At 69.4% G+C, this 23,717-nt stretch carries 31 protein-coding genes; 23 read left to right on the top strand and 8 right to left on the bottom strand.

All coding sequences use genetic code 11. The features are described from left to right. Positions 1 to 69: 69 nt before the first annotated feature. On the bottom strand, positions 70 to 1,521 hold the full coding sequence (locus tag KAK03_RS02940; protein ID WP_210851670.1) for an amidase: 1,452 nt from the start codon (positions 1,519 to 1,521) through the stop codon (positions 70 to 72). Positions 1,522 to 1,533: 12 nt separating this feature from the next. Further along, the gene (locus KAK03_RS02935) at positions 1,534 to 2,523 is read right to left on the bottom strand and encodes a Bug family tripartite tricarboxylate transporter substrate binding protein (protein WP_210851669.1); all 990 of its coding nucleotides are present in this window, start codon (positions 2,521 to 2,523) and stop codon (positions 1,534 to 1,536) included. Between the two features lie 170 nt (positions 2,524 to 2,693). Between KAK03_RS02935 and KAK03_RS02930 the strand changes: the two genes are divergently transcribed. The 7 genes from KAK03_RS02930 to KAK03_RS02900 all read left to right on the top strand — a co-directional run bounded on the left by KAK03_RS02930 (position 2,694) and on the right by KAK03_RS02900 (position 8,130). Then, entirely contained in the window at positions 2,694 to 3,668 is a 975-nt protein-coding gene (locus KAK03_RS02930; protein ID WP_210851668.1) for a helix-turn-helix domain-containing protein, read from the top strand. Between the two features lie 269 nt (positions 3,669 to 3,937). Continuing rightward, positions 3,938 to 4,537, top strand: coding sequence for a hypothetical protein (locus KAK03_RS02925; RefSeq protein ID WP_210851667.1), 600 nt, complete (start codon positions 3,938 to 3,940; stop codon positions 4,535 to 4,537). Between the two features lie 81 nt (positions 4,538 to 4,618). Then, a complete protein-coding gene (locus KAK03_RS02920; protein ID WP_210851666.1) occupies positions 4,619 to 5,119 on the top strand; it encodes a hypothetical protein in 501 nt (166 codons plus the stop codon). 141 nt (positions 5,120 to 5,260) lie between these two features. Continuing rightward, positions 5,261 to 6,025, top strand: coding sequence for a hypothetical protein (locus KAK03_RS02915; RefSeq protein ID WP_210851665.1), 765 nt, complete (start codon positions 5,261 to 5,263; stop codon positions 6,023 to 6,025). 173 nt (positions 6,026 to 6,198) lie between these two features. Beyond that, positions 6,199 to 6,633, top strand: a complete 435-nt coding sequence (locus KAK03_RS02910; RefSeq protein ID WP_210851664.1) for a hypothetical protein — start codon at positions 6,199 to 6,201, stop codon at positions 6,631 to 6,633. 206 nt (positions 6,634 to 6,839) lie between these two features. Then, positions 6,840 to 7,472, top strand: coding sequence for a DUF2272 domain-containing protein (locus KAK03_RS02905; RefSeq protein WP_210851663.1), 633 nt, complete (start codon positions 6,840 to 6,842; stop codon positions 7,470 to 7,472). Positions 7,473 to 7,545: 73 nt separating this feature from the next. Further along, on the top strand, positions 7,546 to 8,130 hold the full coding sequence (locus KAK03_RS02900; RefSeq protein ID WP_210851662.1) for a hypothetical protein: 585 nt from the start codon (positions 7,546 to 7,548) through the stop codon (positions 8,128 to 8,130). Between the two features lie 71 nt (positions 8,131 to 8,201). On the opposite strand, the gene KAK03_RS02895 is transcribed toward KAK03_RS02900, so the two are convergent. After that, positions 8,202 to 8,360, bottom strand: coding sequence for a hypothetical protein (locus tag KAK03_RS02895; protein WP_210851661.1), 159 nt, complete (start codon positions 8,358 to 8,360; stop codon positions 8,202 to 8,204). A gap of 195 nt (positions 8,361 to 8,555) precedes the next feature. On the opposite strand from KAK03_RS02895, the gene KAK03_RS25325 reads away from it, so the two are divergent. From KAK03_RS25325 to KAK03_RS02820, 15 genes are all read left to right on the top strand, one after another. Next, positions 8,556 to 9,005: an excalibur calcium-binding domain-containing protein gene (locus KAK03_RS25325; RefSeq protein WP_210851660.1), complete on the top strand. Its 450-nt coding sequence runs from the start codon at positions 8,556 to 8,558 to the stop codon at positions 9,003 to 9,005. A 49-nt stretch (positions 9,006 to 9,054) separates the two neighbouring features. After that, a complete protein-coding gene (locus KAK03_RS02885) occupies positions 9,055 to 9,501 on the top strand; it encodes a hypothetical protein (protein WP_210851659.1) in 447 nt (148 codons plus the stop codon). A 156-nt stretch (positions 9,502 to 9,657) separates the two neighbouring features. Then, on the top strand, positions 9,658 to 10,032 hold the full coding sequence (locus tag KAK03_RS02880; protein ID WP_210851658.1) for a cupin domain-containing protein: 375 nt from the start codon (positions 9,658 to 9,660) through the stop codon (positions 10,030 to 10,032). Positions 10,033 to 10,147: 115 nt separating this feature from the next. Continuing rightward, positions 10,148 to 10,468: a heavy metal-binding domain-containing protein gene (locus KAK03_RS02875; RefSeq protein WP_210803616.1), complete on the top strand. Its 321-nt coding sequence runs from the start codon at positions 10,148 to 10,150 to the stop codon at positions 10,466 to 10,468. Between the two features lie 5 nt (positions 10,469 to 10,473). Beyond that, complete coding sequence (locus KAK03_RS02870) at positions 10,474 to 10,821, top strand: hypothetical protein (RefSeq protein WP_210851657.1); 348 nt, start codon at positions 10,474 to 10,476, stop codon at positions 10,819 to 10,821. Between the two features lie 244 nt (positions 10,822 to 11,065). Next, positions 11,066 to 11,476: a CC0125/CC1285 family lipoprotein gene (locus KAK03_RS02865; RefSeq protein WP_210851656.1), complete on the top strand. Its 411-nt coding sequence runs from the start codon at positions 11,066 to 11,068 to the stop codon at positions 11,474 to 11,476. Then, entirely contained in the window at positions 11,473 to 11,907 is a 435-nt protein-coding gene (locus KAK03_RS02860) for a hypothetical protein (RefSeq protein WP_210851655.1), read from the top strand. The genes KAK03_RS02865 and KAK03_RS02860 overlap by 4 nt, the downstream gene beginning before the upstream one ends. A 138-nt stretch (positions 11,908 to 12,045) precedes the next feature. Continuing rightward, complete coding sequence (locus tag KAK03_RS02855; RefSeq protein WP_310738446.1) at positions 12,046 to 12,489, top strand: DUF4188 domain-containing protein; 444 nt, start codon at positions 12,046 to 12,048, stop codon at positions 12,487 to 12,489. An 80-nt stretch (positions 12,490 to 12,569) separates the two neighbouring features. Next, the gene (locus tag KAK03_RS02850; RefSeq protein WP_210851653.1) at positions 12,570 to 12,761 is read left to right on the top strand and encodes a YbjQ family protein; all 192 of its coding nucleotides are present in this window, start codon (positions 12,570 to 12,572) and stop codon (positions 12,759 to 12,761) included. A 36-nt stretch (positions 12,762 to 12,797) separates the two neighbouring features. Next, complete coding sequence (locus KAK03_RS02845) at positions 12,798 to 13,412, top strand: GNAT family N-acetyltransferase (protein WP_210851652.1); 615 nt, start codon at positions 12,798 to 12,800, stop codon at positions 13,410 to 13,412. Between the two features lie 19 nt (positions 13,413 to 13,431). Beyond that, positions 13,432 to 13,815, top strand: a complete 384-nt coding sequence (locus tag KAK03_RS02840; RefSeq protein WP_210851651.1) for a hypothetical protein — start codon at positions 13,432 to 13,434, stop codon at positions 13,813 to 13,815. 10 nt (positions 13,816 to 13,825) lie between these two features. Beyond that, positions 13,826 to 14,191, top strand: coding sequence for a bleomycin resistance protein (locus KAK03_RS02835; protein ID WP_210851650.1), 366 nt, complete (start codon positions 13,826 to 13,828; stop codon positions 14,189 to 14,191). A 36-nt stretch (positions 14,192 to 14,227) separates the two neighbouring features. Continuing rightward, the gene (locus KAK03_RS02830) at positions 14,228 to 14,692 is read left to right on the top strand and encodes an MOSC domain-containing protein (protein WP_210851649.1); all 465 of its coding nucleotides are present in this window, start codon (positions 14,228 to 14,230) and stop codon (positions 14,690 to 14,692) included. Next, complete coding sequence (locus tag KAK03_RS02825; protein WP_210851648.1) at positions 14,689 to 15,579, top strand: acyltransferase family protein; 891 nt, start codon at positions 14,689 to 14,691, stop codon at positions 15,577 to 15,579. Before KAK03_RS02830 ends, KAK03_RS02825 begins: the two co-directional genes overlap by 4 nt. 40 nt (positions 15,580 to 15,619) lie before the next feature. Next, positions 15,620 to 16,048, top strand: a complete 429-nt coding sequence (locus KAK03_RS02820) for a gamma-glutamylcyclotransferase family protein (protein ID WP_210851647.1) — start codon at positions 15,620 to 15,622, stop codon at positions 16,046 to 16,048. 24 nt (positions 16,049 to 16,072) lie between these two features. On the opposite strand, the gene KAK03_RS02815 is transcribed toward KAK03_RS02820, so the two are convergent. Continuing rightward, positions 16,073 to 16,999 (bottom strand): LysR family transcriptional regulator, encoded by a 927-nt coding sequence (locus KAK03_RS02815; protein ID WP_210851646.1) that lies wholly within the window; start codon positions 16,997 to 16,999, stop codon positions 16,073 to 16,075. A gap of 91 nt (positions 17,000 to 17,090) precedes the next feature. Between KAK03_RS02815 and aptA the strand changes: the two genes are divergently transcribed. After that, entirely contained in the window at positions 17,091 to 18,455 is a 1,365-nt protein-coding gene (gene aptA / locus KAK03_RS02810) for an omega-aminotransferase AptA (RefSeq protein WP_210851645.1), read from the top strand. 267 nt (positions 18,456 to 18,722) lie between these two features. Here aptA and KAK03_RS02805 read toward each other — a convergent pair whose 3' ends face one another. From KAK03_RS02805 to KAK03_RS02790, 4 genes are read right to left on the bottom strand one after another with little or no spacing between them, the layout of a single operon-like run. Continuing rightward, entirely contained in the window at positions 18,723 to 20,003 is a 1,281-nt protein-coding gene (locus KAK03_RS02805; RefSeq protein WP_210851644.1) for a gallate dioxygenase, read from the bottom strand. 31 nt (positions 20,004 to 20,034) lie between these two features. After that, complete coding sequence (locus KAK03_RS02800; protein WP_210851643.1) at positions 20,035 to 21,771, bottom strand: tannase/feruloyl esterase family alpha/beta hydrolase; 1,737 nt, start codon at positions 21,769 to 21,771, stop codon at positions 20,035 to 20,037. Positions 21,772 to 21,790: 19 nt separating this feature from the next. Next, a complete protein-coding gene (locus KAK03_RS02795) occupies positions 21,791 to 23,119 on the bottom strand; it encodes a TRAP transporter large permease (protein WP_210851642.1) in 1,329 nt (442 codons plus the stop codon). Beyond that, entirely contained in the window at positions 23,116 to 23,673 is a 558-nt protein-coding gene (locus tag KAK03_RS02790) for a TRAP transporter small permease (RefSeq protein WP_210851641.1), read from the bottom strand. Before KAK03_RS02790 ends, KAK03_RS02795 begins: the two co-directional genes overlap by 4 nt. Between the last annotated feature and the right edge of the window lie 44 nt (positions 23,674 to 23,717).

Raw genomic sequence — 23,717 nt, 5'->3', positions numbered from 1 at the left:
CCGCCAGTCTGCGGCGCCAGGGGCTGCAGGCGTTATCGAAAAACGCTCACAGCGGGGGCAGGGTGAACCTCAGTCCGGCTCGGGCGGCCGCCGCGCCAGCAGCTCGGGCACCCGCTGCTCGTAGGCCGCGGCCACCTGCAGCAGCAGGGCCTCGCCCTGCGGCGGGCCGATCAGCTGCAGGCCCATCGGCCAGCGCCCGGTGGGGTCGAAGCCGGCGGGCAGGCTGAGGGCCGGCAGGCCGGCAAAGGTGGCGTAGAGCGTGGCTTCCATCCAGCGGTGGTAGGTGTCCATCACCCGCTCGCCGATGCGCTGCGGCCAGCGCCATTCCACCGGGAAAGGCCAGACCTGGGCCACCGGCAGCGCCAGCACCTGGTGGCGCTGCAGCGCGGCCAGCATCTTCTGGGTGAAGGCGCTGCGCGCCTGGCTGGCGGCCATGAAGTCGGCAAAGCTCAAGCCCACCGACTGGTCGTGTTCCCACAGCGCCTCGGGCTTGATCTGCTCGCGCGCGCCGGGGCGCGCCAGCAGCGGCGTCAGCCGGCTGCCGGTGAGCGCGCGGCGCCACACCAGCCAGGCGCGCCAGACCGCTTCCAGGTCGGTATCGAGCGCGGCCGTTTCGACCACGGTGCCGCCGTCCTCGAACACCCGCAGCGCCTGGGTGCAGACCTCGGCAATGCCGGGCTCCAGCGCCAGGTGGCCGCCCATGTTGCCCAGCCAGCCGATGCGCAGGCCACGCAGCGCGTGCGGGCGCACCGGCGCAAAGGCCGGCACCGGGCCGGCGATCGACAGCGGCTGGCGCGGGTCGTGGCCGCTCTGGGTTTGCAGCAGGCGCGCCAGGTCTTCAACGCAGGTGGCCATCGGGCCTTCGGTGCCCAGCTGGTCGACCCAGACATCGGCGACCGGCCAGAACGGCACCCGGCCCTGGCTGGGGCGCAGGCCGAAGACATGGTTCCAGCCCGCCGGGTTGCGCAGCGAGCCCATGAAGTCGGAGCCATCGGCCACGCTCAGCAGACGCAGCGCCAGCGCCACCGCCGCCCCCCCGCTGCTGCCGCCGGCGCTGACCGCCGGGTCCCAGGCATTGCGGGTGGCACCGAACAGCGCATTGAAGGTGTGCGAGCCCAGGCCCCACTCGGGCATGTTGGTCTTGCCGATGACGATGCAGCCGGCCGACTTCATGCGCGCCGCCATCAGCCCGTCGGTGGGCGCCACCGCATCTTTCAGCAGCGGGCTGCCGAAGGTGGTGGGAAACCCGGCGGCGTTTCCGGTGTCCTTGATCGCCTGCGGCAGGCCATGCATCCAGCCGCGCGAGCGGCCCTCGGCCAGCTCGGCATCGAAGGCGCGGGCCTGGGCCAGCAACTCGCCGTCCGGCGCCAGGTTGACGATCGCGTTGTGCAGCGGGTTGAAGCGATGGATGCGCGCCAGCGTGGCCTGCATCAGCTCATGGCAGGACAGCGCCCGCGCGTGGATCAGGCGCGAGAGCTGGTGCGCGGGCAGATCGGTCGGGTCGCTGGCGTCAGGGCTCAACGGCGGGGAGACTCACTGGGGTTGCAGGTTCACCGATTTCGCGATGGCGGTGTAGCGGGCGATCTCGGCGGTGTAGAAGCGCTGCAGCTCGGCCGGGTTCATCGGCTTGCCGACCACGTTGCCGGTGCCCTCGTAGGCCTTGCGGATGTCGGGATTCTGCAATGCCTGCAGCGCCGCCTTGTTCAGGGCTTCTACCGCTGCGTCGGGCACGCCGCGCGGCACTTCCAGGCCGGCCCAGAGGTCGAATTCGAAGTCGTCCAGCGCCTTGGTGCTGGTCAGCGTGGGCAGGTTGGGGAACAGCGGGTGGGGCGCCTTGGATGCCACGCCGAAGGCCTTGACCTTGCCCTCCTTGATCAGCCCCGGCACCGGGCCCGACAGCGGCATGAAGACGATGTCGATCTGGCCGCCCATCAGGTCGGTGATCAGCGGCGCGGCGCCCTTGTAGGGCACGTGCAGCATCTTCAGGCCGGTCTGCTGCGAGAACTTCTCGGCCACCAGGTGGTAGAGCGAGCCCGGGCCCACGCTGCCGAAGCTCAGCTCCTTGGCGCCGGGCTTCTTTTCCATGGCCACCAGTTCGTCCACGCTGGACGCGGGCAGGTCCTTGCGGGCCAGCATCACCATGGTGGTGGTCACCAGCAGCGCCACCAGGCGCATGTCCTCGGGCTTGAACTTCACCGCCGACAGGCCCAGCGGCGCCAGCACCAGCTCCATCGGCGAGGCCATGGTCAGCGTGTGGCCGTCGGGCGGCGCGGCGATCGCCTTCTGGATGCCCAGCGCACCGCCCACGCCGCCGACGTTCTCGACGATCATCTGCTGGCCTAGCAGCCGCGACAGCTCGGGCTGGATCTGGCGGGCGATGAAGTCGGACGGGCCGCCCGCCGGGTAGGGCACGATCATCGTCATCAGCTTGGACGGGAAGGCGTCGGCCGCGTGGGCGCCCAGGACCGCCGGACCGGCGGTGGCGCCCAGCAGGGCTTGCAGGATCTGGCGGCGGTGCAGCATGGTCGTCTCTCCGTGGGGTGGGTGTGGGCGTGCGGGCGAGCGGGCAAAGGTGGCCGGCAGGCTACGCGCCGCGCAGGCGGGGCGACTATCAGTTTTGCGCAAAAGGGGCCCGGTGTTTGTACCAGGGGCCGCACCGCGGCCGGGGTGCGGCGCGCAGAATCAGCGCCACCATGAGCGCCCTGCCCCGCCCGCCCGGCGACGCCCCGCCGGCCTGGCACCACCTGCTGGAAACCTCCGATCTGGACGAGCTGGCCGAGGGCCAGCCCGACTGGCAGCTGCGCTACCAGCAGCTCAGCGCCGGCAGCTTTCGCGGTGCGGTGCAGCACCTGCAGCTGCCCGGCCTGCGCCTGGTGCGCGAGCAGGTCAGCCAGGCGGTGCACCAGAAAGGCCACCTGGGCCAGGGAAACTATGGCTTCGCGATGATGCCGGCGCTGCAGGGCGAGGCCATCTTCAACGGCCAGCGCCTGGACGCCCAGGCCATCATGGTGGGCCGCAGCGACGACCTGGACCTGCTCAGCCCGGCCGGGTCCACCCTGATCGGCGTGGTGGTCAGCGAGGCGCTGCTGAACCCGCTGTGGGAGCGCATGTACCAGAAGCCGCTGGCGCGCTGGCTGGACAGCCAGATCGTGCTGCGCACCCGCCCCGCCGCCGCCCAGGCCGTGCAGCAGCTGCACCTGGCCACCATGGCCCACCTGGCCGAGCGCGGCACCGACGCCCTGGACGACACCACGCTGAAGCAGGCCCGCGACGCCGTGCTGATCGAATGGATCGAGGCCCTGCCCGCCACGGTGGACACCACCGAGCTGAAAACCGTGGGCGCCCGCCGCCGCGTGGTGGACCGCGCCTGCGAGCTGATGCTGGGCAACACCGCTGAACCCTTGAGCGTGCTGGAGCTGTGCCGCCAGGTCGGCGCCAGCCGCCGCAAGCTCAACTACTGCTTCCAGGACGTGCTGGGCACCAGCCCGCTGAAATACCTGCGCCTGGTGCGCCTGAACGGCGCCCGCCGCGAACTCAAGACCGGCCGCGACCGCGGCCTGACCGTGCAGGACGTGGCCAGCCGCTGGGGCTTCTGGCACCTGGGGCAGTTTGCGCTGGACTACAAGAAGCAGTTTGGGGAGTTGCCGTCGGTGACCTTGAGGGGCTGAGGACCGGACGCCACATCCCTTGGAAGAAGGATGTCCAGAGGCTGCCCTGGCCCTTGGCAGCCCCCACGCCGCGCTGCAGAATGGTTTGTAACAGGCGCCGGTTTTCGCGCCGAATTTAATACTGGATAAATATCCAGCACATCAGGGAGAAATGACAGATGCGACAGGCACTTGCGACTGCCAGTGGCAGCCATCTTAGGGCGCAGTGGTCCAATAGTGGCGCAGGCTGTTGATCCCCAAAACACGTTAGCCGCCTCAGGAGATCTCCAGTGGCAATCGAGAACGCACAGCAACTTAGAGAGGCCGCAGAGCGGGCTGGCGCATTGCTGCAGGAGATTCAAGATTACCTGGCAGCTCGCGACTTGCACCACACGGAGCGTCCCGAGGCCAAAGTGCGATTTCCGCGGGGCTTCATTCGGAGGGCCACCGAGCAACGTGCTCGGGTGCCCTTCATCGCTGACCGCGCCCTCAAGGACAACTTGGCCTACACGCTCATCCTTACCGATACCATCTTGTGGCTTCGCCTTCGAACAGATCTTTGGGGTACGCCCAAGGAAATGCTCACAAAGCTCTACGTCTTCTTGGTCGGAACGCTAGTTGAGAGCATCACCAAGGTGTACCTTGACGGTATCTGCGGCAAGAACTTCAAGAAGAGAAACGAGTACTTGGTCGCCAAGGGAATCATCACCGAGGAGTTGCAAGCGGATCTAGACTGGTTGTGGGATACCCGGAACAAGATGCACTTGTTCCAACTGGAGGAAGGCGAGTACGAGAATGAGTACAACCAAGAGTGCCATCGACATGCCGTCCGCACATTTCGTTCCCTCCTTGCTGCTCTCTCTGCTCAAGGTCACATCGGAGGCGGCTAACCCCTCCGTCAAGGGGACGTCCTGCGGCAAGCCGCAGGCCGCCCCTTACGTCGAACGTTGAGCGTCACCCCTCTCCCCTCTATGTCCGCTCCCACCAATCAACAACTCACACTCCGCGGCGTTGCGGCTTCAATCTTCGGGGCAACACTCGGCGTATATGCCGGCGCGAACGTTCTGGTCCCGGCAGTCGGAAGTGGTGCCGTTTGGTACATCGGCAGCAAGTTGCTGAAGCCAACCGACCCCAGATACCTCGGCGCAATGTCTGTCCTCGCGGGCCACACCCTTTGGCTTCTGGCGGGTATGGCCCTGCTCAATCAATGGGGCCTCAATACCATTGATCTCATAGTCTTTGGGGTTGGTGCGCTGTGGCTGTGGATGCGCCCCGGCCTAAAACCAGTCGTCGTGCTCACGGTTTTCGAGCTCATCGCTCTTGTCACGAACGCCTCGACCATCGCGTCTGAACAGCTTGGGTCCGACATGCACAAGGCGCTCGTGGTTCACATAGCACTTCGGGTCGCCGTCCTCGTTCTGCTTTGGGGCGCCTGGCTCAAGGCGCGACGCGACGTACCCAGTGGCACCTAACCACTCGGTCAACGCGACGTCCACGAGCTACGCACCAGGGCCGCGAGGCAGCCAGACATATCATTTCCCTCGCGGCCCTGGCGCTCCGCTGGCGGCTGCGCGTTACCTCCAACGTGAGGCGCCAATAACATCAACCTCGCTATGCACCGACTCCTGATTCCTATCTTGGCGCTCTTGTTGTCTGCCTGCGACCAACAGGCCATGTTCGATAGGTTTGTTCCAAAGGAAGAGGCTGCGCTCGCGAAGCAAGTGGTCTCGCAACTCGCGGCACGCGACTACGCGTCGGTCGAGGCGCAGCTGGATCCAAGCCTTCGGTCACCTGATCTTCGGAGCAAGCTGGAGGCGATGGCCGAACACATTCCTTCAGGCGAACACATCAGCGTCCGTACCGTGGGGGCGCATACGAACATCACCAACTCAGTCACAAGCTTCAATCTCACGTTCGAGTATCAGTACAAGGACTCCTGGCTGCTTGCCAATGTGGTTCTGGAGCGCCGCAATGGCAAGGTCCTGGTGCAGGGGATTCACGTCACGCCACGGTCGACCTCCCTGGAGGCGGAGAACGCATTCACGTTCGACGGCAAGAGTGCGCTGCACTACGCTGTGCTTGTCCTTGCGGTGGGCATTCCTCTCTTCGTGGTCTACGCGCTCATCGCATGTGTCCGAACCCAGATTCCAAAGCGCAAGTGGCTATGGCTGCTCTTCGTCGCTGTTGGCATGGTGCAGTTTCGATTCAACTGGACAACAGGTGCGTGGGGCGTCCACCCCATCAGCTTTGCGCTGCTGGGCGCAGGCTTCGCCAAGGCGGGGCCGGTGGCTCCGTACATCTTCACCTTGGCATTTCCGCTGGGAGCGTTCGTCTTCCTGATGAAGCGCCGTTCGTTTGCACAGCGCGCTGACGCCTGAGGAAGGTCTGTACATTGCCTGCGCGAACTGCTCCATCCACCACGCGAGCCGCGGCATGGCACGCTTGACCGACAGTCGCTGTTGTCTAGCCTCGGCCCCACGGCCAGGGCGCCATACCGCGTCGCGACGGTCAACGCTGCGTTAGGCGTCACACTGTGCGGTCGCATCTGCTCTTGGCTGTCCTCGTCGTCGCACTTGGTGCGTGTTCTGAAGCCACCAACGGCACGGGCGGCATCAGCAAGCACATCGGTGCCGCGGCTCGCGACCCGTCCGCCTCGGAAGTTGACCTTGGCAAGCTGACCAGCTTTGGCTGGGACAGGTTCTATGTGTTCAAGCCGGGCACCAGTCGCGAGCAGGTGTGTGCGTTCATCGGCGCGAATCGGAACCAGTGTGGTCGGATCATTCGCGTGCCCGAGCCGCCCGAGGGCCACGTCTTCATGATCTTTGGTCTCGGAAGCCAGCTCACGCATGTGGAGATGCACGCCCTGGCCAACGGCGAGTTCGACGTCGACTTCCCGGATGCCGGCATCTCCAAGGCCGCTGCCATCTTCAGAATCAGGCGCAGCACTTCTGGCAACTCCGAGCTCATTCGCCTGGAACCCAAGTGACGCCTCACCCGCTCATCGGGCGGACGTCCAGACGGCGCAGCTTGTTGGACGATGCTCATGTGGAACACCCACTCTCAGGGGCAGGCATGAAGCGTTCCGACCTGCGCGAACACATTCGAGCCGCCGCCGATCCTTCCAACTGAGGATGCACCTGAGGGCTTGATGACCTACAAAGCCGGCTCGTTCATCGGACAGGGGAGCCGGTCATGGGCATCAAGGCATCGATCGTTGCTGCCGCGCGCAGCGAGTGGGACCACTGGGGCCAGTCGGTCTGGGACCTGGTCAACCAGCGGCTGTCGATCCAGCACACCGATGACGAGAGTGCCTACGCGCAGTACGTGATCGACCGCTACTGCGCGGTGGGCGGCGGCCATCCGAGCCTGCACGATGTCATGGACGACCGCTATTACTGGTCGGCCGTGGGCATGTCGGCGATCATGAAGGCTGCGGGGCTGACCAAGGCGAGGTTTCCGTTTGCGCAGGCGCACTCGGTGTGGATTCGCCAGTTCATTGCGGCGCGCAAGGCTCAGGACAGCTCTGCGCTTTTCTGGGGCTACCGGGTTGGCGAGGCCGGCGGGGCCCCGCAGGTGGGCGATCTGGTGGCCTACAGCCGCGTGCCGGGCAGCAACCCGGCCAAGGCGGCCAAGCTGTTCGATGCAACGACCAGCTACCCCAGCCACTCCGACGTGGTGGTTGCCACCGGGCCCGGCTATGTCGAGGTCATCGGCTGCAACGTGCGCGACTCGGTGACGCTCAAGCGGCTGCCGGTTGACGACGCCGGTCACCTGCGCGACCCGGTTCACCCCTGGTTTGCGGTGCTGAAACTGCGCACCGACTGACTCGCAACGGGCCGGTCAGCGGGCCGGCCTTCCCTGAGGCCAGGGCGTGGCAACACGTCTCTGGGTTGACAGCATGAACCACCCGATCGCGCCTTACGAACGCCTCGTCCCCAGCCTGGATGGCTCGCCGCGGCTGCAGCGGCCGCTGGTCTACATCCTCGAACACCGGGTGCTGCCAAAGGCCGCCCACGAACGTCACCCGATGCTGTGTGAGGCCCTGGCCGGTGAGACCTTGTCGGCACTGAGCTTCCAGTACCTGTTCTTCCTCGCCGAAGCGCAGTGCGGGAGCATTCCGGGCTGGCCGGTCGGGCGTGACAAGCCAGCGTCCTGGCCCACCTACCTCGCCGATCTGATGGGGCAGGTCAGTGCCCGGCGCTACGCGCATGGCGAGCAGGTCAACTGGGTCATCCGCATGCCCACGCCGCTGGCCTCGCCGGAGGCCCATCTGGTGGCCATCTGGGGCCTGACACCGCGGGCCACGGAGCAGGCTGAACCGCCGCGCTACTTCGCGCTGGAGCGGGGCACGGCCCCGGACTCCTGCTACCTGTGCGAATGGGCCGACGGCAAGCACCTGAACCTGGGCGAGTCGCCATTGCTGAGCTCGGAGGCGTTCGACCAGCGCGTCGCGGAGATCGTCGGCGCGCCAGCGCGCGGCTGATTCCACCAGCGACCGCGCGGGCCTGCTGTTCAGGCCTGCCCTTCAAACCCGGCCAGGGCGCGGTCCAGGACTCACCACAGCGCCGTTGCGACGGCGCCCAGGCTGGTGAAGCCTGTGATGCCTCCCAGCAATCTGACGTCGCGCCGGTCGTTGCCGATGCGCCAGGCCTGGACCGTCGCGCCCAGAAGGGCAGCGGCCAATACAAGGAGCGACAGGGTAGCGAGGTCCATGGGTGGGCGAATGAATTGATCTGCACGCATGGTCACGGCGGGACGGCTTGGCATCAACCAGGTTGGATCGGGCAATGGGTGCGGGCTTTGCGAAGCTTGCCTGAACACGACGACGTCAGCACACTTGTGCCTGGGCACCGCGGGCCGCCCAGGCCGCAGCGCCGCCGTGACCGCGCAACGACACCCTTCCTCACCATGCCCCGTATCGCCTTGCTGGCGCCGGTCTTCGCCGCGCTAATGTTTCACGCAGCCGCCCACGCCGCACCGGTGAATAAGTGCGTGATCAACGGCAGCGTCACCTTCCAGGAAGCGCCCTGCCCGGCCACGCAGCCGCGGCGCGACCCGACGCTGGCGGAGCTGAACGCGGCCGAGAAGCAGCGCCGCGCGGCGGCAGCGTCGGCACCCGGCGCGGGGGCCAAGGTGCCCTGGCCGTCCACCGCGCCCTCACCCTCGCCGGGGCCTGCGGCGGCGCCGGCCCCGGCGCCCGGGGCCGCGCCGGGCGCCTTCCACTGCGACGGGCGCCAGTACTGCTCGCAGATGCGCTCATGCGCCGAGGCGCAGTACTTTCTGACGCATTGCCCGGGGGTCAAGATGGACGGCGACCACAATGGCATCCCCTGCGAAAAGCAGTGGTGCGGCCGTTGAACGCGGCCCGGCGGTCGGGCGCCCTCCGCAGACACGAACCCTCAGCGCCATGAAGATCGTCTTCACCAAGGGCTCCGCCAAGCACGACCTGATGGAGGTGTTCCAGGCCAGCGGCGCGCCGCAGCGGGTGGAGTGCCCGAAGCAGGGGATCATCCCGCACGACATGGTGCACTTCGCGGTGGAAAGCACGCTGCAGGCGCGCGGCTTTCTGGGCCGGGTGCGCGACGGCGAGACCGCCGGCTTCCGGATGGCGGCCGAGGCCGAGAGCGACGGGGTGGAGCGGTTGGTCGAGGTGATCCAGGGCGATGCCTGGTCGGGCGGCCAGACGCCGGCCACCGAGCTCCTGGCGATGTACCAGGTGACCTGCGCAGCGCGGCAGTGCCCCATGCTGGCCCTGGATGAGGCGGCGGTGGACGCGGTGCGCGCCTGCATGACCGATCTGTCGGCGCGCTGGGCGGGCCTGCCGGTGGGCGGGCGGCTGGAGCTGGTGCTCTGAGGCTGGCGTTTCTTGGCTGGCGCTTCATGGCTGACGCTCCAGGGTCAGCGATCAACGCTAACCCCTGGCCGCTTGTGCCAGCGCAAACATGCGGCGCGCCATCGTTCTACTGTGAAGACGTGGCCGCTGGGCGCCACGCCTTTGACGGAGACCATGATGCTGAAGACACCCGCCACGATCCTCGCGTGCTGCGCCCTGTGGCTGGGCCTGCCGGGACCGGTGCAGGGCCAGACCTTGCCCCGCTCGTATGTGGCTTCGCCCGATATCTACCAGGTCATTGCGCAGAACGAACAGTTCAAGGTGATCGCGGTCACCTGGAAGCCAGGGCAGCGTGACGTGCTGCATGCGCACCCGGCCAACGCGGTGTACTACCTCAGCGACTGCAGCCTGCGCATCCATGCGCCCGACGGCAGCACGCGCGACGCGCAGCCACGCGCCGGCGCGGCCATCGTGCAAGCGCCGATTCCGGGCCATGTGCTGGAGAACATCGGCAGCGCCGACTGCCGGCTGGTGATGTTCGAGCCGTCCTGAGCGCGCGCCGACTCTGCGATCATCGGCGGACTGATCGCCACGTGGCTGCTGGATCCGGCGGCCCGCCAGTCCACGTGCGCCCCTGCATCGCCGCCCGCCATTCGCCAGGACCCGCATGCTGCTCACCACCACCCCCAGCGTCGAAGGCCACCGCATCACCCGCTACTGCGGCGTGGTGACTGGTGAAGCCATCCTCGGCGCCAATGTGTTCAAGGACCTGTTCGCCGGCATCCGCGACATCGTCGGCGGTCGCTCGGCCACCTACGAGAAAGAACTGCAGCGCGCCCGCGACATCGCGCTGCGCGAACTGGAGGAGCGCGCCACCCAGCTGGGCGCCACCGCGGTGGTCGGCATTGACCTGGACTACGAGGTGCTGGGCCAGGGCAATGGCATGCTGATGGTGTCGGCCAGCGGCACGGCCGTGGTCATCGAGTAGCCACGATGCCCGACGCCGCTGTCCGCTTCGAGATCTGCATCAACGACCAGCCGCTGGCGACGATCGGCCTGGAGGACTGTGGCGTCCTGACGGCCCTGGTCAGCCGGGTGCGCCGCAGCCCGGCGCGGATCACCGAGGCCCATCGCCAGCAGCCCGGGTTCGACGAGGCCGAGTTCCTGCAGGACCGCTGCGAACTGTCGATGTCGGGGCTGGACTCGGGACGCGACCTGCACTGGCACTGGGGCTCGCGCGCGCTGGCGCCCGGCGACGTGGTGACGGTCCGCGTGCTCCCCGCCGGCCCGTGCGACCCGCCCCAGCAGGTGCAGACGGACGGTGCCGGTCCGCCGCGCTGACGGCTGGGCGGCGCGTGGGGTGGGTGTCGGCTGAGGCCATCGCGACCATCCTTCCTGACCGGGCGGCCCCCTGCGGGTCGTTGCATGCCGCGCTCGCGGGTCGGCCGCACTCCCCCGTGCTCGGCGACCATCAGGCCTGCGGCCAGGGGCATCGTGAACGACCTTGGGATGCCAAGGCGCGTCCATACAATCGGCGCACACAACAAGGAGGAGCGCTGTGCTGTTGTCGAGATGTGCCGTACCCATGGCGGCGGTGGCCCTGCTGGCGGGCTGCGCCACAGGCTATCAGGATGCCAGCCAGCCGCTGGTGGGATGGACCGGTGGGTACTGGGAGCAGAAGGGACCGGGGGAACTGATCAAGGTCGGCTTCAGCGGCAATTCGATCGTCACGCGCGAAAAGGTGGGAACCTATCTGCTCTATCGGTGCGCAGAGATTGCCCAGCGTGAGAGCAAGACCTACTTCGCCTTCTACCAGAGCCTCCCTGATGCCGTGATGGACAAGCGCAGCGCCGAAAAGACGGTCACCACGATCGTCCACAAGCCGGCGGTCTACGCCTACGTCCTGTTCTTTGATGCCCCCGGCCCGGGACTCCTGAGCAGCCCCGACCTGCTGGCGCGCCTGGCGCCGGAAGTCAAGGGAGGCGCGGAGAAATGAACACGTCCCGTCTCGCCCTGGCCCTGGCGGCCATCACCCTGGCCTCCGGTTGCGCCGTGGTGCCGGAATACCGCGCGCCGCAAGGCGCTGCCGTGGCCAGGCTCAACCTCAAGAGCCCAGGCAACAAGTGGATCTGCCTGGCCGGACAACGCCAGAGGCTTGTCGCGGATTCGACAGGTTATGCCGACATCCCGGCTGGCAACCGGGTGACCATCGGGTCCAGTTACTACAACTATGTGTACGGCGGCGTCTCCACGTCATGCAGCCCCAGATCCAGCATCATTCCGGAAGCGGGTCAGCGGTACTACATCGACTTTGAGATCGAGGCCGAGCGGTGTTTCGCCTTCATCTTCAAGGAGGACGCCACCCACAGAACCGGCTTGGCGCTGGACCCCACCTTCGGGCAATCGACGGATTGCTTCGGGAAGTGAGCCGGTCAGCGCGCAGGGCCACGCGGTCGGCATCGTGGACGACGGTGGCGGTGGGCCGGGTCCCGAGGCTGCTCGTGCCGATGGGCGCTCACTGAGGAGGTCAGGTCGATGGTGCACCCAGAGCGGATGACCGCGCGGATGGACGGCGAATTCGCCGTGTTCCTGATCGGCATGCGGGTCAACCGCCTGTGGGCCGTGCACCAGTGGCTGCCGGTTGCTGCGGCGATGCCGCGCATGCTGCGCGAGCTGTACGCGCGGCCCGAGCTGGGTCTGCTCAGCCACGAGATGTGGTTCTCGCGCACCGCGGTCCTGGTGCAGTACTGGCGCAGCCTGGACGCGTTGCTCGCCTACGCCACGGCGCGCGACTCGGCGCATCTGCCCGCCTGGCAGGCGTTCAACCGCGCCGTGGGCGTGGATGGCCGTGTCGGCATCTGGCACGAGACCTACCTTGCCCGACCCGGCAGCTATGAGAATGTCTACGTCAACATGCCCGCCTTCGGGCTGGGCAAGGCGGGAACCCTGGTGCCTGCCCGGGCCGGCTGGCAGTCCGCCAGGGGGCGGTTGCATGGCGGTGAGGGATGAGGTCCGCGCAGCGGCGCGGTCTCGCGGCGGCTCGCCGGCCGGCGCGTGCCCGTCAACGCCGATCTGGACAGAGGAACACCGTGCAGCGCACCACCGCCCCCAGCCATGAAGGCCACCGGATGACCCGCTGTGGTGGCGCGGTCGCGGGCGAGGCTCTCGCGGGCACCCAGGTCGTCCAGGACCGGGTCGCCGGCCTGCGCGGCATCGCACTGGGCGCGGGCAGCGGCATGCTGAGGCTGTCGGCCAGCGGCACGGCCGTGGTCACCGAATAGGCGCCGGCGCGCCAGCACGCGGACCAGCCCGACCCGATGCGCCCGCCGATCGAGCCCGACACCCCACGCCTGCGTCTGCGGGTGTGGCAGCCGCGGCACCTGGCGCCGTTCGCGGCACTGAACGCCGACCCGCTGGTGATGCGCTACTTCCCGGCCACGCAGACCGAGGCCCAGACGCGCGACACCGTGGCCCTGTGGAGCGCGCAGTTCGCCGAGCAGGGCTGGAGCAACTGGGCGGTGGAGCGGCGCGACAGCGGTGAGTTCATCGGCTTCATCGGCCTGACGGTGCCGCGGCGCACCCTGCCCTGCTCGCCCTGCGTGGAGGTGGGCTGGCGGCTGGCCCGGCAGCACTGGGGCCAGGGCCTGGCCACCGAGGGCGCGCGCGCCGCGCTGGCGGTGGCCTTTGGTGCGCTGGGGCTGGCGCAGGTGGTGTCGTACACCGCGCTGGTCAACCGGCCGTCGCGGGCGGTGATGGAACGCCTGGGCATGCACGACACCGGCCAGGACTTCGACCACCCGGCGCTGCCCGAAGGCCATGCGCTGCGGCGCCACTGCCTGTACCTGATCACGCGCGAGGCATGGTTGCAGGCCGGTGGCGTACCGGCTCCGGGACAGACGCCTTACCATGGCCCACCGTCTCCTGCCATGTGACCCAGACATCCTGCCTGCCATGCGCACCCTGGTCTTCACCCTCGGTAGTCTGACCCTGGCCCTGGCCGCCGCCTGGCACTTCGGCGCCCTGGCGCCACTGATGCCGGCGCTGCGCGGCGCCGCCGCATCGCTGACAGGCACACCGACGGCCGACCCGGCCCGCCCGGCCGCCACCACCGGGCCGGGCGGCCTGCGCAAGTGCGTGGCTGGCGAGCGGGTGCTCTACACCGACACCGCCTGCCCGCCGGGCTATGCCACCGCCACCGTGCAGGGCCATGTCAACGTGGTCGCGCCCGTCGCGCCGGTGGCGCCGGCCTCGGTGCCGGCCGCCAGGCCAGCGCCGGGCACCGCGACCGAGGGCACGCTGCGTGACCAGATGATCGACCGCGTCGTGAACCGCTGAGGAGCCACTGATGACCACCCCTGACATGTCCATTCCGGTGCTGCCCAGCCGGTCACTGCCGCGCACGATCGCGTTCTACGAACGGCTGGGCTTCGAGGGCGAACTGCTGGCCGGTGGCACCTACGCCATCCTCACCCGCGGCGCGCTGGAGCTGCATTTCTTTCCGCACCCGGCGCTGGACCCGGCCGAGTGCTATGCGGGCGCCTACATGCGCGTGGCGGCGGTGGACCCGCTGCAGGCGGCCTTTGCGCCGCTGGGCCTGCCGACGCAGGGCATTCCGCGCCTGGTGCCGGTGGAGGACAAGCCCTGGGGCATGCGCGAGCTGGCGCTGATCGACGAGGACGGCAACCTGGTCAAGTTCGGCCAGGTGCTGTGACGCAGGCGGCCTCTTCGCACCACGCGGAGACCCCCGATGACGATTGAGCGCATCTTCACCAGCCCGGCCGCCGGCGCGCCGCAGGTGGCGCACGAACGCATCACGCTGCGTGCCGGCCGGGGCGTGCTGGGCGACCGCAACGACGGCCAGGCCGACCACCCCGGCCAGAACCTGACCCTGGTGGAGGCTGAGGAGATCGAGCGCTTCTGCGCCCAGCACGCTCGCGCGCCGGACCTGTCGATCACCCGGCGCAACCTGGTGACGCGCGGCGTGCGGCTCAACGCGCTGGTGGGGCGCACCTTCACGGTCGGCGGCGTGCGGCTGCGCGGCGTGGAGCTGTGCGAGCCCTGCGCGGGCCTGGGCCAGGCCCTGGGCAGCGACACGCTGCCGCCAGCAGCGGTGGTGCGCCACTGGGTGGGGCGCGGCGGCCTGCGGGTGGATGTGCTGAGCGATGGCGAGATCCACCTGGGCGACCCGCTCGGGCCTCCGGACGCCGGATGAGCCAGGCCCTGCCGGCGCGCCGGCAGGACATCGAGGCGGTGCGGGTGCTGGCCGCCTTCGGCATCGTCTGGTTCCACGCCCATGCGCCGCAACTGGCGCTGGGCTATGCGGGGCTGGTGGTGTTCCTGGTGCTGTCGGTGTGGCTGTCGGCCGGCTCGCGCCAGGGCTGGGCGGCGGTGCGCCAGCGCGCGCGGCGGCTGCTGGTGCCGTGGGTGCTGTGGTTTGTCGTCTATGGCTGGTATGTGCACACGCTGCATCTGCCGGTGGTGGACACGCGCCACGGCCTGCTGGCCGGTGTGCTGGCGGGCAGCAACATCCACCTGTGGTACCTGCCCTTCATGTTCGGCCTGCTGCTGGTGGTCGACGCGCTGCGGCGCGTCCTGCCTGCACGCGGTCTGGCGCTGGCGGCGGGCCTGCTGGCCACCGCGCTGGCCCTGGGCATTCCGCTGTGGCGCCCGCTCACGCTGGGCACGTTCTACCCCCTGCGACAGTGGGCCGATGCGGCGCTGCCGGTGAGCTATGGACTGATGCTGCTGGGCGTGGGGGCATTGACGCCCCGGCAGCGCGCGGCGGCGCTGGCCGGGCCGGTGCTGGCGGCGGCTCTGGTGGCGCCGCTGGAGAGCTTCGGCCTGACCTGCGCCATCGGCCTGGGGGTGTGCGCCTGGCTGGCCTGGCGGCCGGCGCCGGCGCCCGGCGGCTGGTCAGTGCAGGGGCTGTCGGACCTGTGCATGGGCATCTACCTGGTGCACATCCTGGTGCTGGAAGCGCTGCTGCTGCGCACCCCGCTGCGCGGCGCGCTGCTGGCGGTGGCGGTGTTCGTGGTGTCGGCGCTGCTGGTGGCGGGCGGGCGGGCGCTGGCGCCGCGCTGGCGCGGGTGGTGGTCCTGAGCACCACCGGCGGGGGAGGCCGATCCGGGATACTCGGCGCATGACCCTGCTGTTTGTCTACGGAACCCTGAAGCAGGGGTTCCCGAACCACCACTTGAACACCGGCCGTCGCGTGCCGGGCGAGTACCGCACCGTGCAGCCACTGCCGCTGTATGTGGTACGCCTGCCGCAGGAGGAACGCGCCCCTTGGCTGATGCACCTGCCCGGCCAGGGCCACTGCGTCAGCGGCCAGCTGTTCGAGGTGCCGGACGATGCGCTGCCCTCGATCGACGCCTTCGAGGAGGTGGGCCTGCCCGATGGCTACGAGCGGGTGGCGTTGACGGTGGTGTCGCTGAGCGACGGCCAGCCGCTGCAGGCCTTTGCCTACCTGAAGCCCGAGCACCAGATGCACCGTTGCCTGGCGGTGGAAGGACCGTTTCCCGAGTACACGCTGGCGCTGGCCGAGGGCTACTGGATCACGCGCGGCTGAAGGCTGCCAGGCGACCCGGCATGATCAGCCGCCGTGCGCCTGCACCAGCGCCGCATGAAAGGCCGCGGCCAGCCGTGACGGCGCCGGCGAGCGCCGCTGCACCACGCTGAACTGGCAGGCGTAGTTCAGCACCTGCGGCGACACCGCCCGCAGCCGCCCCGCGCGCACGAAGGGCTCGGCGTAGTGATCGGGCAGGAAGCCCAGGTAGCGGCCCGACAGCACCAGCGTGGCCACCGCCTCCTGGTCGGACGCGGTGGCGCGGCGCTCCAGCCGGCGCGCATGGGTGAGCATCAGGTTGGGTGACTGGTAGCCCAGGCCCACCAGCGCCTCGCGGCGCAGCGCGTCCCACGATGGTGGCTTGCGCTGCGGGGCGAACCACGGGTGACCGCGGCCCGCGTAGAGGTACATGGTCTCGCCGAACAGCGGCGTGTAGTCCAGGCTCTCCGAGCGGCGGTGTTCGGGCACGATGCCCAGTTGGAAGCTGCCGTCGATCACGCCGCGCTCGATCATCGCGATCGTGCCCACGTGCATGTGCAGCGTGGCCTGTGGCGCGCGCGCCTGGAAGGCCGCCACCGCCTCGGCGATGCGCGCGTCGGGGTTGCTGGCGGTCTTCTCGAACACCGCCAGGTGCAGGTCGCCGGCCAGGCGGCGGTGGATCTCGTGCAGCTGGCCACGGAAGGCATCGGTGGCGCCCAGCAGCTGGGTGGCGGCGGCGTGCAGCTGCTCGCCCTCGGGGGTGAGCGCAAAGCCGGCGCGGCCGCGGCGGGCCAGCGTCAGGCCCAGGCGCTGCTCCAGGTCCTTCAGGTGGCGGCTGATGGTGGACAGCGCAATGCCCAGCTCGCGCTCGGCCGCCGCCAGGCCGCCGCAATCGGCCACCGCCTTGAACACGCGCAGCAGGCGCAGGTCGGCGTCACCGATCTGGCCGGGCAGCGGGGCCTCGTTCAGCTGCATGGATCGTCAAGTGACTGCGCAGAGACGCTCATTCTATTCAAGCGAGTTCTGAGGCACCATCCACGCTCTTGCGCCCCCAGGAGAGCCGCCGATGAACGCCCCCGAGATCTGGACCACCACCCACCCCGCCTCCACCGACGCCGGCTGGATGGACGCGCACTGGATGCCCTTCACCGGCAACCGCGACTTCAAGGCGAATCCGCGCCTGATCACCTCGGCCGAGGGCGTGCACTACACGATGGCCGACGGCACGAAGCTGTTCGACGGCCTCTCGGGCCTGTGGTGCTGCGGCCTGGGCCATGCGCGGCGCGAGATCGCCGAGGCCGTGGCGCGCCAGGTGAGCACGCTGGACTACTCGCCCGCGTTCCAGTTCGGGCATCCGCTGTCGTTCGAGCTGGCCAACCGCATCGTCGAGCGCATGCCCGCCGGCCTGAACCGGGTGTTCTTCACCGGCTCGGGCTCGGAGTCGGCCGACACCTCGCTGAAGATGGCGCGCGCCTACTGGCGTGCCAAGGGCCAGGCCAGCAAGACGCGGCTGATCGGCCGCATCAAGGGCTACCACGGCGTGAACTTCGGCGGCATCTCGGTGGGCGGCCTGGTGGCCAACCGCAAGACCTTCGGCCAGGGCGTCGAGGCCGACCACCTGCCCCACACCCAGCCGCCCGCCGGCAGCTTCTTCGCCGGCCAGCCGCCGGCCGAGGGCCCGCACGGCGTGGCGCTGGCCGATGAACTGCTCAACCTGATCGCGCTGCACGACGCCAGCAACATCGCCGCGGTGATCGTCGAGCCCTTTGCCGGTTCGGCCGGCGTGATCATCCCGCCGCAGGGCTACCTGCAGCGCCTGCGCGAGATCTGCACCGCGCACAACCTCCTGCTGATCTTCGACGAGGTGATCACCGGCTTCGGCCGCGCGGGCGCCTGGACCGGCGCCGAGGCCTTCGGTGTCACGCCCGACATCATCAACATCGCCAAGCAGGTGACCAACGGCGTGCAGCCGCTGGGCGCGGTGATCGCCAGGACCGAGATCTACGACACCTTCATGCAGGCGGGCGGCCCCGACTACATGCTGGAGTTCCCGCACGGCTACACCTACTCGGCCCACCCGGTGGCCTGCGCCGCGGGCGTGGCCGCGATGGACCTGCTGGCCCGCGAGGACGGCCCCGGCCGCGTGCGCGCGCTGGCGCCGCACTTCGAGCGCGCGGTGCACAGCCTCAAGGGCGCAAAGCACGTGGCCGACATCCGCAACTTCGGGCTGGCCGCCGGCATCACCGTGGCCAGCGCGCCCGGCGAGCCCGCCAAGCGCCCCTACCAGGTGGCGATGCGCATGATGAAGAAGGGCTTCTACGTGCGCTACGGCGGCGACACCATCCAGCTCGCCCCGCCCTTCATCAGCACGCCGGCGCAGATCGACAGCCTGGTCAACGCATTGGGCGAGACCTTCAACGAGGTGGAGTGACCCCCGGCGGCTTCCTGCCCACAGCGGCCGTAGGCCGCTGTGGGCAGAGCCCTCTTCCGTTGAGCTCCCCCCAGCCCCCCTCCAAGAAGGGGGCTCCAGCATGAGCTTCGGGCCGGCCTGCCGGCCGGCGTGGCGCTGGCACGCTTGGCGCACCACCTTTTGTGGTTCTGACTGGAGCCACCCTCTTGGAGGGGGGCTGGGGGGAGCCCAACGTTCGGGGCCTTGGCCCACAGCGGCCTACGGCCGCTGTGGGCAGAGCCCTGTCCTTCATCGCTTCGCCATCGCCCGCACCTTGTCACCGCCCGCCACCGAATAGGTCATCGGCACCTTGCGGGTGGCCAGGAACTGCGCCAGCGTTTCGCCGCGGAAGGCGGCGTAGACCGCGGGGTTGGGCACGCCCAGCACGGCCGCCATCTTCTCCAGCACGAAGAAGCTGACGCCGCGGCGGACCATCTCGATCCAGCGGCGCTCGCGGATCAGCGCCTGCTCCTCGGCGCTCAGGCCGTGCTCGGCGGCCAGGGCGTCGAAGTCGCTGAGGAAGCGCGCGCGGTGCGCCGGCTTCACCAGTTCGTGCAGGAAGCTGTTGAGGCGCAGGTTGGCGTGGCTGCGCTCGTGGGTGAAGGGGTAGGTGCCGGGCAAGGCACCGGCGCCGTCCAGTTCATGGCTGATGTGGGCGCGGTAGGCGGCCACCGCCGCGGGGTCGGGCTCGCCGCCCAGGTCCTCGAAGACCAGGGTGCAGATGTTGGTCACCGACGGGGCGTAGGTCTGCTTGTGCACCAGGCGCACCTGCTCAGAGAGAGCGCCGCGCATGATCAGCCACATGATGACCTCGGCGCCCTCCATGCCGCCCTTGGCGGCGTACTCGGCGATGCGCATGTTCACCAGTGTGTCGGGCGAGTGCTCCAGCAGGTCCAGGAACTCGCTGTCCCAGGCCTCGTTGAGGAAGCCCGCGCGCTCGCCATGCACCTGGTGCGACAGGCCGCCAGTGGCCATCACCGCCACGCGCAGGTCCTCGGGGTAGCTCTCAACAGCCTGGCGAAGCGTCTGGCCCAGCTTCCACATGCGCCGGGCGCTGGGGATGGGCAGCTGCAGCACACCCACCTGCAGCGGCACCACCTGGCCGGGCCAGGGGCCCTGCGCGTCGGCCAGCATCGACAGCGGTGACAGCAGCCCGTGGTCGACCGGCTTGCCCTGGAAGAAGGACATGTCGAACTCGTCGGCCACCAGCGACATCGCGATGTGCCGCGCCAGCCCCAGGTGGCCGATCGCCGGCGCCACCTCACGCGGGCCGCCACCCTCGTCGGCCGCCACATAGCGGTCATCGATGCCCAGCGCAAAGGCCGAGTAGTGGTCGAAGAAGAACGAGGTGATGTGGTCGTTGTAGATCACGAAGATCACGTCGATCTGCTGCGCCTTCACCCAGCCGCGGATCGCGTCAAAGCCGTCAAAGATCGGCTTCCAGGCCGGGTCCTGCTGCTTGCCGGTGTCCTTGGCGTAGCCGATGGTGGGAGAGTGCGAGGCGCCGATGCCGCCAATGATGCGAGCCATGGGGGGTGTCCTGTGCAATGAGGGGTGAAGTTCAGCGTGGCGCGGGTGTGCCGAAGGGCAGGCCGGGCGGGTCGCAGACCAGGCGGCCGTCGCGGGCCTGGCACTGCGCCTGGTATCCGCTGGCGAACAGCGGCGCGCCCAGCCAATCGGGGGTGGGCTCTTCCGGGCCCGGGTCGACCGGCGCGAAGTTCGCTGCCAGCGTGGGATCGCCGCCCTGGAAACGCGCCACCAGCGGGTACGGATACACCGGACGGGTGCGCGTGGTCACGCCGCTCGCCACCTGGGCCGTCATCAGGGCCTGGGGCGCCTGCCCGGTCTCGACCCAGGCCATCACCGGCGTCAGCAGGTCCACCTGGTCCGGGCCGTCGCCACCGCCGCAATGGCCCACGCCGGGCAGCAGATACAGCCGGGTGAAGGCATCGGCGGCGGCCGCGCCCATCTGTCGCCGCAGCGCCTGTGCGTAGGCGATGGTGGTGGTGGCCGCGATGTGCTCGTCACTCCAGCCATGCCACAGCAGCAGCTTGCCGCCGCGCGCCTGGAAGCGGCTCAGGTCGGGGTCCATCGCCGACAGGTAGACGGAGGTCTGCACCGTCTGCCAGAAGGCCTCGGCGGTGAAGCGCAGGTCGTCCACCGTCCAGGCCGGCAGCGCCTGGTTGAAGTGGGCCAGGTAGCGCACGAAGGGCGCGGCGGCGATCTGCTCGCTGAAGTTGAACGCGGCCTGCGGCGTGGGCGGCACGAACAGTGTCCACAGCCGCTCCGAGCCCAAGGGATGGGCGCCAGGGACTTCCAGGTAGTGGCCCTGGTCATCACGCGCGCCATCGTGCAGCGCCTGCACCGCGGCCACCGCTTCGGGGCTCAGGCAATGGGCCGGGTCCTGGCCGTCACGGCAGAGCAGGCGGCGGGGCTCGAAGGGGCAGCGCCGCGGGTCCTCGATCAGGCCATCGACCAGGCCGTCCAGACCATCGCAGGCGTCCAGCACCGCGGCGTGCAGCATCGGCAGCTGGCCGGCCAGCAGGCGGTAGCGGCCGCTGGCGTCGCGGTTGGCGCGCACGTTCCAGGCGTGGTGGAAGCTGTTCTGCACCACCATGTTGAGCGCCGGCGCGCCGGCCACGATGCCATCAAAGTCCTGCGGGTAGCGCTGCGCCTCCATCAGCGCCTCGCGCCCGCCATCGGAGCAGCCGATGAAGTAGCGGTGGCGCGCCGGCTGGCCGTAGAAGCGCGCCACCAGCGCCTGGGCGAGCTGCGCGGTGGCGTGCACGCCGCGGTAGGCGAAGTCGATCTGCGCCTGCGGCTGGCCTGCTGCCCAGGCGCCGGCCGGCGTGCCGCTGCCCTGGTGGCCCATGTCGGTGGTGGCGATGGCCACAGTGCCATCGCGCACCGGGACGCAGTCGGCGCCCTGGCCGGGGTCGATGCGGGCCGAGCCGCACAGGCCGCCGCAGCCGGTCTGCACATAGCGCTGCGTCCAGCCCTGGGTGGGCAGGCGCAGCACGAAGCCGATGGCCGGCGCGATGCGGCCGCGCACCTCGCAGTACGGCGCTGCGCCAGCCACCACCACGGTGGCGGCGCTGATCTCGACGGCGCCGTCGGTCACGCCGTCCAGCCGCAGCGCGGCCAGGTCGGCGCAGGCCATGACCGGCGGCAGCGCCGGCAGCGGGGCCAGACCGGTGGGCGCGGTGTCGGCCCGGGCGGGAACGGCACCCGCCAGCACCAGGGCCGCGACCACGCCACAGCGCAGCCAGGAATGGAACCGCAGCGCGAACAGCGACATGGCAGGTCTCCTCGCGGCCTCAGCCGCCCAGGGTGTTCACCAGCACCAGCGAGATCGCCGGAAAGCTCAGCAGCAGCACGATGCGCAGCAGGTCCGAGGCCAGGAAGGGCATCACGCCCTTGAAGGTCTCGACCAGCGGCACGTCCCTGGCCAGCCGGTTGATGATGAAGACGTTCATGCCCACCGGCGGATGCACCAGGCCGATCTCCACCACCATCAGCGCCAGGATGCCGAACCAGATGCTCTTGTCGGTGGCGCCCAGGCCGTGGAACTCCAGGCCCATGACCATCGGGTAGAAGATCGGGATGGTCAGCAGGATCATCGCCAGCGAGTCCATCACGCAGCCCAGCCCGATGTAGATCACCAGGATCGCCACCATCACCACCATCGGGTGCAGGCCGCTGTCCTTGACCCAGGCGGCCAGCTCCACCGGCATCTGGCTCAGCGCCAGCGCGGTGTTGAGCATGTCGGCGCCCAGCAGCACCAGGAAGATCATCGCCGTGGCCTGGGCGGTGCCCAGCGCGCTGTCAATCAGGCCCTTCAGGCGCATGCCGCCGCTGGCCACGGCCAGGACGCCGCAGGCCGCGGCGCCGATCGCCGCCGCTTCGGTCGGGTTGGCCCAGCCGCCGTAGATGCCGATGATCACCACCGCGAACACGCCCAGCACCGGCAGCACCTGGGCCAGCGCCTTGAGCCGCTCGGGCCAGGGCACGCGCGGGCCGGCGGGGCCGGCCTCGGGGCGCAGCGTGACGATGATCTTCACGACGACCATGTAGCCGACCATCGCGATCAGGCCCGGCAGCACCGCCGCCATGAACAGCTTGCCGATGGATTCCTGCGTCAGGATGGCGTAGATCACCAGCGGCACCGACGGCGGGATCATGATGCCCAGCGTGCCGCCGGCCGCCAGCGCGCCGGTGGCCAGCGCCCCCGAGTAGCCGTAGCGGCGCAGCTCGGGCAGCGCCACCTGGCCCATCGTGGCCGCGGTGGCCAGCGAGGAGCCGCAGATCGCGCCGAAGCCCGCGCAGGCGCCGATCGAGGCCATCGCGATGCCGCCCTTCAGATGCCCCATGAAGGCCGCGACGAAGCGGAACAGCGCGGCGCTCAGGCCGCCGTGGGTGGCGAACTGGCCCATCAGCAGGAACATCGGGATGACGATCAGGTCGTAGTTCGACAGCCGCGCATAGCCCACGTTCTTCCACACGCTCAGCAGCGGGGTGAGGCTGCCGCTCAGCCAGGCATAACCCAGCGAGCCCATCGTGAACATCGCCACGCCGATCGGCACCCGCAGGGCCAGCAGGCCCATCAGCAGCGCGAAGATCCACAGCCCGGTGGCGATGCCGCTCATGGCGTCACCTCCTGCACCGCGCCCACCGCCGGGCTGCGCAGGTGCGCGCCCACCATGTACAACCCGGCCAGCGCCATCAGCACGAAGCCGGGGATCATCAGCGCCTGCGCCAGCCAGATCGGCCAGCCCAGGATGATGCTGGTCTCGCCCGAGTCCTTCATCGCCAGCATGCCCGCGGTGCCGCGCCAGGCCAGCGCGGCGCCCATCAGGCCGAACAGCAGCGAGCCCAGCGCGTCCAGCGCATGGATGGTGCGAGCCGAGGCCTTGGCGGTGAAGAAGTCGACCTTCACATCGCCGCCGATCAGGTGGCAGTAGGCGAAGAAGCAGGCGCAGGCGAAGGCGGCGCTCATCTGCAGCAGCTCCACATCGCCCGGCACCGGCGCCGCGGCCAGTTTGCGGCCGACGATGCTGACGATGCTCATCGCCACCAGCACCACGAAGACCAGGCCGCCCGCCATGGCCAGCGCCTTGGACAGGGCCAGCAGCCGGTAGCCCAGCGGGCCGAAGCCAGGCAGGGTGCCCGCGACACGGGCCCCTGGAAGAGGTTCGTTCATCAGAGGTCTCCCAGGCGCACCGCCTCCCGGCGGGCGCCATCACA

Origin of the sequence: Ideonella alba, assembly GCF_018069845.1 — a bacterium.
Taxonomy (GTDB): Bacteria; Pseudomonadota; Gammaproteobacteria; order Burkholderiales; family Burkholderiaceae_C; genus Ideonella; species Ideonella alba.
The sequence above is the reverse complement of the archived record's forward strand: the minus strand, read 5'-3'. Positions and strand labels throughout refer to the sequence as shown.

Excerpts from the sequence above, each read along its gene's own strand:
- KAK03_RS02875 (WP_210803616.1), top strand. The coding sequence starts at position 10,148 with ATGCTGCTCACCACCACCCCCAGCGTCGAAGGCCACCGCATCACCCGC.
- KAK03_RS02820 (WP_210851647.1), top strand. The coding sequence starts at position 15,620 with ATGACCCTGCTGTTTGTCTACGGAACCCTGAAGCAGGGGTTCCCGAAC.
- KAK03_RS02880 (WP_210851658.1), top strand. The coding sequence starts at position 9,658 with ATGCTGAAGACACCCGCCACGATCCTCGCGTGCTGCGCCCTGTGGCTG.
- KAK03_RS02885 (WP_210851659.1), top strand. The coding sequence starts at position 9,055 with ATGAAGATCGTCTTCACCAAGGGCTCCGCCAAGCACGACCTGATGGAG.
- KAK03_RS02915 (WP_210851665.1), top strand. The coding sequence starts at position 5,261 with ATGCACCGACTCCTGATTCCTATCTTGGCGCTCTTGTTGTCTGCCTGC.
- KAK03_RS25325 (WP_210851660.1), top strand. The coding sequence starts at position 8,556 with ATGCCCCGTATCGCCTTGCTGGCGCCGGTCTTCGCCGCGCTAATGTTT.
- KAK03_RS02790 (WP_210851641.1), bottom strand. The coding sequence starts at position 23,673 with ATGAACGAACCTCTTCCAGGGGCCCGTGTCGCGGGCACCCTGCCTGGC.
- KAK03_RS02855 (WP_310738446.1), top strand. The coding sequence starts at position 12,046 with ATGGACGGCGAATTCGCCGTGTTCCTGATCGGCATGCGGGTCAACCGC.
- KAK03_RS02930 (WP_210851668.1), top strand. The coding sequence starts at position 2,694 with ATGAGCGCCCTGCCCCGCCCGCCCGGCGACGCCCCGCCGGCCTGGCAC.
- KAK03_RS02805 (WP_210851644.1), bottom strand. The coding sequence starts at position 20,003 with ATGGCTCGCATCATTGGCGGCATCGGCGCCTCGCACTCTCCCACCATC.
- KAK03_RS02795 (WP_210851642.1), bottom strand. The coding sequence starts at position 23,119 with ATGAGCGGCATCGCCACCGGGCTGTGGATCTTCGCGCTGCTGATGGGC.
- aptA (WP_210851645.1), top strand. The coding sequence starts at position 17,091 with ATGAACGCCCCCGAGATCTGGACCACCACCCACCCCGCCTCCACCGAC.
- KAK03_RS02840 (WP_210851651.1), top strand. The coding sequence starts at position 13,432 with ATGCGCACCCTGGTCTTCACCCTCGGTAGTCTGACCCTGGCCCTGGCC.
- KAK03_RS02895 (WP_210851661.1), bottom strand. The coding sequence starts at position 8,360 with ATGGACCTCGCTACCCTGTCGCTCCTTGTATTGGCCGCTGCCCTTCTG.
- KAK03_RS02835 (WP_210851650.1), top strand. The coding sequence starts at position 13,826 with ATGACCACCCCTGACATGTCCATTCCGGTGCTGCCCAGCCGGTCACTG.
- KAK03_RS02870 (WP_210851657.1), top strand. The coding sequence starts at position 10,474 with ATGCCCGACGCCGCTGTCCGCTTCGAGATCTGCATCAACGACCAGCCG.
- KAK03_RS02815 (WP_210851646.1), bottom strand. The coding sequence starts at position 16,999 with ATGCAGCTGAACGAGGCCCCGCTGCCCGGCCAGATCGGTGACGCCGAC.
- KAK03_RS02800 (WP_210851643.1), bottom strand. The coding sequence starts at position 21,771 with ATGTCGCTGTTCGCGCTGCGGTTCCATTCCTGGCTGCGCTGTGGCGTG.
- KAK03_RS02935 (WP_210851669.1), bottom strand. The coding sequence starts at position 2,523 with ATGCTGCACCGCCGCCAGATCCTGCAAGCCCTGCTGGGCGCCACCGCC.
- KAK03_RS02900 (WP_210851662.1), top strand. The coding sequence starts at position 7,546 with ATGAACCACCCGATCGCGCCTTACGAACGCCTCGTCCCCAGCCTGGAT.
- KAK03_RS02825 (WP_210851648.1), top strand. The coding sequence starts at position 14,689 with ATGAGCCAGGCCCTGCCGGCGCGCCGGCAGGACATCGAGGCGGTGCGG.
- KAK03_RS02905 (WP_210851663.1), top strand. The coding sequence starts at position 6,840 with ATGGGCATCAAGGCATCGATCGTTGCTGCCGCGCGCAGCGAGTGGGAC.
- KAK03_RS02920 (WP_210851666.1), top strand. The coding sequence starts at position 4,619 with ATGTCCGCTCCCACCAATCAACAACTCACACTCCGCGGCGTTGCGGCT.
- KAK03_RS02860 (WP_210851655.1), top strand. The coding sequence starts at position 11,473 with ATGAACACGTCCCGTCTCGCCCTGGCCCTGGCGGCCATCACCCTGGCC.
- KAK03_RS02865 (WP_210851656.1), top strand. The coding sequence starts at position 11,066 with ATGGCGGCGGTGGCCCTGCTGGCGGGCTGCGCCACAGGCTATCAGGAT.
- KAK03_RS02830 (WP_210851649.1), top strand. The coding sequence starts at position 14,228 with ATGACGATTGAGCGCATCTTCACCAGCCCGGCCGCCGGCGCGCCGCAG.
- KAK03_RS02845 (WP_210851652.1), top strand. The coding sequence starts at position 12,798 with ATGCGCCCGCCGATCGAGCCCGACACCCCACGCCTGCGTCTGCGGGTG.